The organism is Pseudomonas sp. Colony2 (genome assembly GCF_019382755.1).
GTDB lineage: Bacteria > Pseudomonadota > Gammaproteobacteria > Pseudomonadales > Pseudomonadaceae > Aquipseudomonas.
On sequence record NZ_CP080030.1, the window covers coordinates 7,025,011 to 7,033,505 of the forward strand.

An 8,495-nucleotide genomic window follows, 5' to 3' on the forward strand; every position below is an offset into this window, starting at 1 on the left:
CCCCCAACAAAAAATGGGCACCCGACCCAGTCGGCGTGCCCATTTTTCATCCCGCGCTCACACTCGCATGTGCGTAGCGCGTTCTACATGACTTACGGATTGACGCTGTCTTTAAGCGACTTGCCTGGCTTGAACGCAACGGTGTTGCTCGCCTTGATTTTCACCGGCTCGCCGGTTTGCGGGTTTTTGCCTGTGCGGGCGCCGCGGTGGCGCTGCAGGAAGGTGCCGAAGCCTACCAGGGTGACGCTGTCCTTGCGATGCAGCGCGCCGGTGATTTCTTCAAGTACGGCGTTGAGTACGCGGTTGGCCTGTTCTTTGGTCAGGTCTGCTTTTTCTGCAATAGCGGCTGCGAGTTCTGGTTTACGCATAAGTGAAGCCTCTTTGACGGTTTTTTGTTGTTATGTCCGTGCTGCTCTCTATCGGAGCAGCGCCCAAGGCGCCGCAGGCTCTACTCTGCGGCAGACGGGAGTGAGGATGGCATGCCATCGGGGCCTGCGCCAGTCTCACGGCGACCTTTCTACGGTCAAAATGATGCTTATTCCGACAGAACGACCAGCATTTACGCCAGCAGCGGCGGAAGTTCTTTGTTGAGGGCCAGTTTTTCCATCACGGCCGTGCCGGTCAGGGCATAACCCAGCAGTCGGCCGCTGGCGTCGCGGCACAGGGCCTTGATGTCGCCGCCCTGCCCTTCGACGCTCCACACACCTTCGCTGCCCCGTGGCGGTGGCGAGACGACCAGCGGGCAGATCGGGGTTTTTACCGTGACGGGCATAGGGCCGTAGCTGACGGCCGTCGCGTTACCCGCCAGGGTCTGGGCCAGGGCGCGGGCGCAGCTCATCAGGGGCATCACGTACAGAAGGTTCAGGCCATCGACCTCGGCGCAGTCGCCCAGGGCGTAGATGTTGGCGTGGGAGGTCTTGAGGTGGCGGTCGACCATGATCCCGCGGTTGATCTGCAACCCGGCGGCGGCGGCCAGGTCGACACGCGGGCGCAGGCCGATAGCAGACACCACCAGGTCACACTGGATCACTTCGCCATCAGACAAGTGGGCTTCCAGGCCGTCAGCGGTGCGCTGCAGGCGATTGAGCACCGGGCCCAGGTGGAAACGCGCCCCCAGGCCTTCCAGACCGGCCTGCACCGCTGCGGCGGCTGCCGGGTGCAGCAGGGTCGGCATGACTTGCTCGCACGGCGCCACCAGGTCGATCTCGTAGCCGCCGAGGATCAGGTCGTTGGCGAACTCGCAGCCGATCAGCCCGGCCCCCAGCAACAGCACCCGGCGTTTTCCGGCCGCAGCGGCACGAAAGCGTGCGTAGTCTTCGAGGTCGTTGATCGGGAAAATCAGCTCGGCGGCGTCGCCCTGTACCGGCACCCGCACGGTTTCTGCGCCCCAGGCCAGGATCAGGTCGCGATAGGCCACCGCTTCCTCACCGATCCACAAGCGCTTGTGGCCCGGGTCGATGCCACTGATGCGGGTGTGGGTACGCACTTCGGCCTTCAGTTGCTCGGCCATGGCGCCCGGTTCAGCCATGCTCAGGCCATCGGCTTCCTTGTTCTTGCCAAAGCCTGTGGAGAGCATGGGCTTGGAGTAGGAGCGCCCGTCATCTGCGGTGATCAGCAACAGCGGGGTTTCGCTATCGAGCTTGCGAAACTCCCGAGCCAGGTTGTAACCGGCCAAACCCGTGCCGACGATCACGACAGGTGCGTTCATTCCTTTCTCCTTGTAGTACGTTTCTTGAATTGCGATTTAAATCAGCAATCAGCCGATTTCGATCATTTCGAAATCCATTTTGCCCACGCCGCAGTCCGGGCACAGCCAGTCTTCGGGGACGTCCTGCCACAGGGTGCCCGGCGCGATGCCGTCATCCGGCCATCCGTCTTTCTCGTCGTAGATCAGGCCACAGACGACACATTGCCACTTCTTCATTACTTGTTTCCTCAGGTCCAGGCGCGTTGGCCGACGGTCGATAGATGCAACCTTGCCGTGCGGCTCAGGGCGTTTTGTACTGATCAGCAGGCGCAGATGCAAGCATGATCGACGCATGGGCCTGGCGCACTCCGGCAAAAGTCCAGGGCACCATGGTAAGCTCGCCGCCTCATTAACTGCCAATAATGACCCTCCGTGCCGCATTCAAACGCCCTTCCCGATGCTTGCCGATGGCTGACCCAGAGCCTTCTGAGCCCACTGCCCACGCCGCTGACACTCAACTGGCTGTTCGATGAAGGTTCGCTGACCCGGCGCCTGACGCGCCTGTCCGACGATGGCTTCAGCGTGACGCCGTTGTTCGAAGGCTGGCAGCCACTGCGAGACGACGAATGCGCCACCCTGGACTTGCCCGCCGCCAGCATCGGCTGGGTGCGCGAGGTGTATTTGCGTGGCCATGGCCAGCCGTGGGTGTTTGCCCGCAGCGTGGCGGCCCGCAGCGCCTTGCAGGGCGACGGCTTGCACATGGATGAGTTGGGCAGCCGGTCTCTCGGGGAATTGCTGTTTTGTGACCACGCCTTCACGCGCCAGGCCATCGAGGTGTGCCGCTACCCACGGGAATGGCTGCCCCCGGCGGACCAGGCCGATCACCTGTGGGCACGCCGCTCGCGCTTCGACCGCGGGCCGCTGAGCGTGCTGGTGGCCGAGATCTTCCTGCCCACCCTGTGGCAAGCCGTGCACGACCATCCGGAGCGTTTCTGATGTACCAGCGCCTGCTCAAATCCCTGAATCACCTGAACCCAAGGGCCTGGGACTTCATCCAGTTGACCCGCATGGACAAGCCCATCGGCATTTACCTGCTGCTGTGGCCCACGCTGTGGGCGCTGTGGATTGCCGGCAAGGGTTCGCCATCGCTGCTCAATATCCTGATCTTCGTGCTCGGCGTGATACTCACTCGGGCCGGCGGTTGCGTCATCAATGACTGGGCCGACCGCAAGGTCGACGGCCATGTGAAGCGCACCGAACAGCGCCCGCTGGTCAGCGGCAGGATCAGCTCGAAAGAGGCCCTGGTGTTCTTCGCGGTGCTGATGGTCATCAGTTTCCTGCTGGTGCTGCTGACCAACTCCATGACGATCTGGCTGTCTCTGGGCGGCCTCGCGCTGGCGGCCAGCTACCCGTTCATGAAGCGCTACACCTATTACCCGCAGGTGGTATTGGGCGCGGCGTTCTCGTGGGGCATGCCGATGGCGTTCACCGCCGAGACGGGCAGCCTGCCCGCCGCGGCATGGCTGTTGTACATCGCCAACCTGTTGTGGACGGTGGGATACGACACGTACTACGCCATGACCGATCGCGACGATGACCTGAAAATCGGGGTCAAATCCACCGCGATTCTGTTCGGCGATGCCGACCGGGTGATCATCCTGACCCTGCAGGGCCTGGCACTGGTGTGCCTGTGGCTGGCGGGGATGCGTTTTGAGCTGGGCGGCTGGTTCCACCTGGGCTTGCTGGCGGCGGCCGGGTGTTTTGCCTGGGAGTTCAGGTACACCCGGGACAAGGACCGGCTCAAATGCTTCAAGGCGTTTTTGCACAACCACTGGGCCGGGTTGGCGATTTTTGTCGGGATTGTCGCGGACTACGGGTTTCGGTGAGAGGCCAGGCCCCTCACCCTTACCCGGCTCACATCAAGGCTTGGCGACCTTCCACGCCCCGTCCATTTTGCCTTCGCCGGTCATGTCACCGGCCTTCTTGTCCATGATGAAGGTGTAGAGCGGCTTGCCGCTGTAGGCCCACTGGCTTTTCTGGTCGTCACGGGTGATGACGGTCCACTTGCCCATGGGCTTGTCGGTGGATTCGGCCATCAACGGCGGCCAGTTGGTGGCGCACTTGTCGTTGCACATGGATTTGCCATCAGCGTCCTTGGCAAAGGTGTAGAGGGTCATGCCGTTGTGGTCCACCAGCATCCCGTCCTTGGTCATCGCCGGGTCTGCCGCAAACGCCAGTGTCGGCAGCGTTAACGCGGCCGTTACCAGCAGGGCTTTCCAGGAAAAAGTACTGTGAGTCATGGGAACCTTCCTTTTGTGGTTGTCAGGATTCGGACCCAAAGCGTAGTCCAGAGAGGCAAGGATTGCCCAAGCGACTAAATTACTGTCACACGACTGCAATAATTCCGTTATCTAATGCGGCGCAAGACAGTTAAATGACAAGAGGATTTAGCATGGTTGGCAGGAGCATTCTGATCGTTGACGACGAAGCGCCCATTCGCGAGATGATCGCCGTTGCGTTGGAAATGGCCGGCTATGACTGCCTGGAGGCGGAGAACTCCCAGCAGGCCCATGCCATTATCGTCGACCGCAAGCCGGACCTGATCCTGCTGGACTGGATGCTGCCCGGCACCTCCGGCATCGAACTGGCCCGCCGCCTCAAGCGTGACGAGCTGACCGGGGATATCCCGATCATCATGCTCACCGCCAAGGGCGAAGAGGACAACAAGATCCAGGGCCTGGAAGTCGGCGCCGATGACTACATCACCAAGCCCTTTTCCCCACGGGAACTGGTCGCCCGTCTGAAAGCCGTTCTGCGCCGTGCCGGCCCCACCGATGGTGAAGCGCCTATCGAAGTCGACGGCCTGATCCTTGACCCGATCAGCCACCGCGTGACCATCGACGGCAAACCCGCCGAGATGGGCCCCACCGAATACCGCCTGCTGCAATTCTTCATGACCCACCAGGAGCGCGCCTACACCCGCGGCCAACTGCTGGACCAGGTCTGGGGCGGCAATGTGTATGTGGAAGAGCGCACCGTCGACGTGCATATCCGCCGCTTGCGCAAAGCCTTGGGCGACGCTTACGAGAATCTGGTACAAACCGTGCGCGGCACCGGCTACCGGTTTTCCACCAAAGGCTGAGCCAGCCCGAACTGCCCAGACAGCTGAAAGGACGCGTGTTTAAGTGAACCAAAACTGGCATGGCACCCTGATCCGCCACATGCTCCTGTTGATCACCGGCTGCCTGCTAGTGGGCCTGGTCAGCGGCTATTACGGCTGGAGCCTGGCCGTCGGCCTGGGCCTTTACCTGGGCTGGACCCTCAAGCAACTGCTGCGCCTGCACGAATGGCTGCGACAGCACAAACCCGACGAAGCACCACCCGACGGCTACGGCCTGTGGGGCGAGGTGTTCGACAGCATCTACCACTTGCAACGCCGCGACCAGCGTGTACGCGGGCGCCTGCAAGCGGTGATCGACCGGGTGCAGGAGTCCACCGCCGCACTGAAAGACGCGGTGATCATGCTCGACAGCGACGGCAACCTGGAATGGTGGAACCGCGCCGCAGAGACCTTGCTGGGCCTCAAGACGCCCCAGGACAGCGGCCAGCCGGTGACCAACCTGGTGCGCCACCCGCGTTTCAAGGAGTATTTCGAGCAGGACAACTACGAAGAAGCCCTGGAAATCCCGTCACCGACCAACGACCGCGTGCGTATCCAGCTGTACCTGACGCGCTACGGCAATAACGAACACTTGATGCTGGTGCGCGATGTCACACGCATCCATCAGCTGGAACAGATGCGCAAGGACTTCGTCGCCAACGTCTCCCACGAACTGCGCACACCGCTGACAGTGATCTGCGGTTATCTGGAGACGCTGCTCGATAACGTCGAAGACGTGAACCCGCGCTGGACCCGTGCCCTGCAACAGATGCAGCAGCAAGGCTCGCGCATGCAAACCCTGCTTAACGACCTGCTGTTGCTGGCCAAGCTCGAAGCCACCGATTACCCCTCGGACAACCATCCGGTGCCGGTGCAAAGCCTGTTGCAGACGATCAAGAGCGACGCCCAGGCATTGTCCGGGCAGCGTGAGCAGCAGATTACCCTCGAAGCCGACCCGTCGATCCTGCTCAAGGGCAGCGAGGGCGAGCTGCGCAGCGCGTTTTCCAACCTGGTGTTCAACGCCGTCAAATACACCCAGGACAAAGGCAACATCCGCATCCGCTGGTGGGCCGACGACCAGGGCGCACACCTCAGCGTGCAGGACTCCGGGATGGGCATCGACGCCAAGCATTTGCCGCGCCTCACCGAGCGTTTCTACCGCGTCGACTCCAGCCGCAACTCCAACACCGGCGGCACCGGGCTCGGCCTGGCCATCGTCAAACATGTGCTGCTGCGCCATCGCGCGCGGCTGGAAATCAGTAGCGTGCTCGGCCACGGCAGTACCTTTACCTGCCATTTCCCGCCGGCCCAGGTGACACATTCCCGGGTCCTTCCTCAGGACGAGTGACCCTCCGCCCGGCAGCCGCCACTAGGCAAGCGCCCCGTCAGCCGCTACATTGGCGGACTTGCGCCTGCCTTTCAGGCCCACCTGCTCACCCTTTTCGATTAGACGGAACCCGCAAAACCCCATCATGGACCCTTCCCCTGGCATCACCCTCGCGACACTCTTCGCCGACTTCGGCATGATTCTTTTTGCACTGATCCTGGTACTGCTCAACGGCTTTTTCGTTGCGGCGGAATTTGCCATGGTCAAACTGCGCTCGACCCGGGTCGAGGCCATCGCCCACAAGAACGGCTGGCGCGGGCAGATCCTGCGCACCGTACACAGCCAGCTCGACGCCTATCTGTCGGCCTGCCAGTTGGGTATCACCCTCGCCTCCCTGGGCCTGGGCTGGGTCGGTGAGCCGGCCTTCGCGCACATCCTCGAGCCGTTGCTGGGGGCGATCGGTGTGCAGTCGCCGGAAGTGATCAAGGGCGTGTCGTTCTTTGCCGCCTTCTTCGTGATCTCGTACCTGCACATCGTGGTCGGTGAACTGGCGCCCAAGTCCTGGGCCATTCGCAAGCCCGAGTTGCTGTCGCTGTGGACCGCCGTGCCGCTGTACCTGTTCTACTGGGCCATGTACCCGGCGATCTACCTGCTCAACGCCAGTGCCAACGCCATCCTGCGCATCGCCGGCCAAGGCGAGCCTGGCCCGCACCACGAGCACCATTACAGCCGTGAAGAACTGAAACTGATCCTGCACTCCAGCCGTGGCCAGGACCCGAGCGACCAAGGCATGCGCGTGTTGGCCTCCGCCGTGGAAATGGGCGAGCTGGAAGTGGTGGACTGGGCCAACTCCCGGGAAGACCTGGTGACCCTGGACTTCAACGCACCGCTCAAGGAAATCCTGGCGCTGTTCCGTCGCCACAAGTTCAGCCGCTACCCGGTGTACGACGCCGTGCGCAACGAGTTCGTCGGCCTGCTGCACATCAAGGACCTGCTGCTGGAACTGGCGGCCCTGGACCACATTCCCGAGTCGTTCAACCTGGCCGAGCTGACCCGCCCGCTGGAACGCGTATCGCGCCATATGCCGCTGTCGCAACTGCTCGAGCAGTTCCGTAAAGGCGGCGCGCACTTCGCCCTGGTGGAAGAGGCCGACGGCAAGGTCATCGGCTACCTGACCATGGAAGACGTGCTGGAAGTACTGGTAGGCGACATCCAGGACGAACACCGCAAGGCCGAGCGCGGCATCCTCGCTTACCAGCCGGGCAAATTGCTGGTGCGTGGCGACACGCCGCTGTTCAAGGTGGAGCGCCTGCTGGGCGTCGACCTGGACCACATCGAGGCCGAAACCCTGGCCGGGCTGATCTACGACACCCTGAAACGGGTGCCGGAAGAGGAAGAAGTGCTGGAAGTCGAAGGCCTGCGCATCATCATCAAGAAGATGAAAGGGCCGAAGATCGTGTTGGCCAAGGTGCTGTTGCTCGACTAGGGCACACCCCCTGTAGGAGCGAGCTTGCTCGCGAAGGACGTTAACGATAACGCTGGGATCCTGACACCCGGCAGCGCCCTCAGGTTTTTCGCGAGCAAGCTCGCTCCTACAAAAGCCTTACCGCGTGCCCAATGCAAAATTGGGCAACGCCTGCACCGGTTGGTTGAATTCATAGGGAATCGACACCAGCCCCGACGCCGTCGTGCGCTGCACCACAAAATGCAGATGCGGCCCGCTGCTGTTGCCGGTATTGCCCGACAGCGCCAGCGGGCTGCCCACCGCCACGCGCTGCCCTTCCCTGACGCTGACCGACCTTTGCTTGAGGTGCAGGTACACGCCTTGCGTGCCGTCATCGTGCTGCACCCGCACGAAATTGCCCGATGGATCGCTGCCGCGCCCGCTCTGCTCGTTCTCGGTTTTCAGTACGACACCGCCACGTGCCGCGATGATTGGCGTGCCTTCAGGCATGGCAATGTCCATCGCATAACGGCTTTTGAGCTCGGAGTGGCTGAAGGTACCGTTGGGGCCTTGGGTGAGACGGAACGGGCCGCCACGCCAGGGCAAGGGATAACGATAGGAAGCGGGTTGCGACGGATATACAGGCTTGGGAATCACCCGCTCCTGATACACAAACGCCTGTGCCCCGGGCGTGTACCGGTCGCTGAAGACCACAGCGCCGTCGGCGTCGATGGATTTGTAGAGGGTCATGGACATCGCCGGCATGACAACGGCGAACAGTCCACACAACAACAGTGAGCGCACGAGCATCGGGTTGGCCTGCCAGGGACGACTGAATGGCAGGCTAACAAGGGATCATGACAGTGCTATGTGAACC

Annotated in this window: 10 protein-coding genes and 1 pseudogene; 6 read left to right on the top strand and 5 right to left on the bottom strand. The window is 62.2% G+C overall.

Features of this window, described 5'->3' with window-relative positions; translation table 11 throughout:
- Positions 1-92: 92 nt before the first annotated feature.
- The 3 genes from JV201_RS28935 to JV201_RS28945 form a co-directional block, all read right to left on the bottom strand.
- Positions 93-368: an HU family DNA-binding protein gene (locus JV201_RS28935; RefSeq protein WP_003213368.1), complete on the bottom strand. Its 276-nt coding sequence runs from the start codon at positions 366-368 to the stop codon at positions 93-95.
- A gap of 191 nt (positions 369-559) precedes the next feature.
- Positions 560-1,708: an NAD(P)/FAD-dependent oxidoreductase gene (locus JV201_RS28940; RefSeq protein ID WP_177020307.1), complete on the bottom strand. Its 1,149-nt coding sequence runs from the start codon at positions 1,706-1,708 to the stop codon at positions 560-562.
- 48 nt (positions 1,709-1,756) lie between these two features.
- Positions 1,757-1,924 carry a rubredoxin gene (locus JV201_RS28945; RefSeq protein WP_003213373.1) on the bottom strand — a complete coding sequence of 56 codons (168 nt, stop codon included), beginning with the start codon at positions 1,922-1,924 and terminating at the stop codon, positions 1,757-1,759.
- 195 nt (positions 1,925-2,119) lie between these two features.
- Here JV201_RS28945 and JV201_RS28950 point away from each other — a divergent pair, with 195 nt between their 5' ends.
- A complete protein-coding gene (locus tag JV201_RS28950; protein ID WP_177009046.1) occupies positions 2,120-2,683 on the top strand; it encodes a chorismate lyase in 564 nt (187 codons plus the stop codon).
- Positions 2,683-3,573 (top strand): 4-hydroxybenzoate octaprenyltransferase, encoded by an 891-nt coding sequence (gene ubiA, locus JV201_RS28955; RefSeq protein WP_219406316.1) that lies wholly within the window; start codon positions 2,683-2,685, stop codon positions 3,571-3,573. The genes JV201_RS28950 and ubiA overlap by 1 nt, the downstream gene beginning before the upstream one ends.
- Before the next feature lie 33 nt (positions 3,574-3,606).
- On the opposite strand, the gene JV201_RS28960 is transcribed toward ubiA, so the two are convergent.
- A complete protein-coding gene (locus JV201_RS28960; RefSeq protein ID WP_003213380.1) occupies positions 3,607-3,987 on the bottom strand; it encodes a hypothetical protein in 381 nt (126 codons plus the stop codon).
- A gap of 152 nt (positions 3,988-4,139) precedes the next feature.
- Between JV201_RS28960 and phoB the strand changes: the two genes are divergently transcribed.
- The 4 genes and pseudogenes from phoB to JV201_RS30015 form a co-directional block, all read left to right on the top strand.
- The gene (phoB, locus tag JV201_RS28965) at positions 4,140-4,829 is read left to right on the top strand and encodes a phosphate regulon transcriptional regulator PhoB (RefSeq protein WP_003195617.1); all 690 of its coding nucleotides are present in this window, start codon (positions 4,140-4,142) and stop codon (positions 4,827-4,829) included.
- A 43-nt stretch (positions 4,830-4,872) separates the two neighbouring features.
- Complete coding sequence (phoR, locus tag JV201_RS28970) at positions 4,873-6,195, top strand: phosphate regulon sensor histidine kinase PhoR (RefSeq protein ID WP_219406317.1); 1,323 nt, start codon at positions 4,873-4,875, stop codon at positions 6,193-6,195.
- A 124-nt stretch (positions 6,196-6,319) separates the two neighbouring features.
- Complete coding sequence (locus JV201_RS28975) at positions 6,320-7,660, top strand: hemolysin family protein (protein WP_003213385.1); 1,341 nt, start codon at positions 6,320-6,322, stop codon at positions 7,658-7,660.
- Between the two features lie 24 nt (positions 7,661-7,684).
- Positions 7,685-7,771 (top strand): annotated as a pseudogene (locus tag JV201_RS30015) (outer membrane lipoprotein carrier protein LolA); the annotation flags it as partial.
- Positions 7,772-7,777: 6 nt separating this feature from the next.
- Here the strand turns inward: JV201_RS30015 and JV201_RS28980 are convergent.
- Positions 7,778-8,428, bottom strand: coding sequence for a M23 family metallopeptidase (locus tag JV201_RS28980; protein ID WP_219406318.1), 651 nt, complete (start codon positions 8,426-8,428; stop codon positions 7,778-7,780).
- Positions 8,429-8,495 lie beyond the last annotated feature (67 nt).